This window comes from Mannheimia haemolytica, assembly GCF_004342115.1.
In the GTDB taxonomy this organism is placed as follows: Bacteria; Pseudomonadota; Gammaproteobacteria; order Enterobacterales; family Pasteurellaceae; genus Mannheimia; species Mannheimia haemolytica.
In genome coordinates this window covers 1-1,185 of record NZ_SMAC01000070.1, presented here as the reverse complement: position 1 = coordinate 1,185, position 1,185 = coordinate 1, and the positions used below count along the sequence as shown (strand labels likewise).

Sequence of the window (1,185 nt, the reverse complement as noted above, 5' to 3'; positions counted from 1 at the left end):
TTGCTAGTTTCTTATGCGTCACCGTTGCGGATTTTCGATGAATCAAATCCACAATCGCTCTTGCATTTTTTGTTAATTCATTGCGTGGCATTGCAAGCCTCTTAAGTTAAATTAGTCTTCAGATAAAGACTGAAGAATTTCATCTACTGAAATTTTTCCATTTGTGGCATCAGAGATAGGTTTAATATGCTTAGCTTTAATACCAAATCCACGAACCCAATTACCAACAGTCATTACACTAACTCCGCAGGCTGTTGCTAATTTATCTCTGCCGCCACATAGTTCAATTGCATTACTGATTACTTTATTCATAAAGATTTCCTGATAAAAATTGCAAGAATAATAAATAAATCTTTATATAAAGTAAAGTTTTATTTTGTTGATGTTTTTAAAGTAAACTTTAATAATTCGTTCAAACAAATTGGAGATTTAATATGACTACATTAGGCGAACGCATTGAAAAAGAGATGGATAGAAAAGGGTTAAAGCGAAAAGATATCGCTGAAGCACTTAATATTTCAACAATGGCTGTAGGTGATTTAATTAACAATAAAACTAAAAAACCACGTTATCTTGTTGAAATTGCTGATGTATTAGGTGTTGATGTCAAATGGTTGCAAACCGGAGAAGGAAGCCCTAATACATCTTTAGCTTTAGATGAAGAAGATCAAAAAAGTATTGTGATAGATGTGCTTGATGTAGAAGCAAGTGCAGGCAATGGCTCAACAGGGGATTTGGTTGAAGTAGTCAGTAAACTCTATTATGTACCGTATCAATTTAACCTCTACTTTAGGGGAATGAACCCGGAAAGCATTCGGGTTATCAATATTCGTGGCGATTCAATGTCTCCAACCTTTGCCTCAGGCGATATGATTTTTGTGGATATTAACATTACTACTTTTGATGGTGATGGTGTTTATGTCTTTACCTATAAAAATCATCTGTATGTTAAACGCTTACAAATGGCTGGCGATGCCCTTATCGTTATTTCAGATAATTCAACCTATAAAGAATGGCGAATTACTGAGGAGAATTTTGAACAGCTATACATTCACGGCAAAGTTAAAGTCCACCAAAGCCAACAGTTGAATTTTATTGGGTAGAAAGGAAGTTAAAATGAATAATAAACGCATTAAACCTGAACAGTTTGCGGATTTTATCACGCAACGTACTGGGCGGAATTTA

General features: G+C 34.6%; 2 protein-coding genes. One reads left to right on the top strand and one right to left on the bottom strand.

The genetic code is table 11. The features are described from left to right. Positions 1-111 precede the first annotated feature (111 nt). Positions 112-312, bottom strand: coding sequence for a YdaS family helix-turn-helix protein (locus EDC41_RS13460; RefSeq protein WP_075271704.1), 201 nt, complete (start codon positions 310-312; stop codon positions 112-114). A 122-nt stretch (positions 313-434) separates the two neighbouring features. Here EDC41_RS13460 and EDC41_RS13455 point away from each other — a divergent pair, with 122 nt between their 5' ends. Further along, the gene (locus EDC41_RS13455) at positions 435-1,103 is read left to right on the top strand and encodes an XRE family transcriptional regulator (protein ID WP_115262496.1); all 669 of its coding nucleotides are present in this window, start codon (positions 435-437) and stop codon (positions 1,101-1,103) included. The last annotated feature ends 82 nt before the right edge of the window (positions 1,104-1,185 follow it).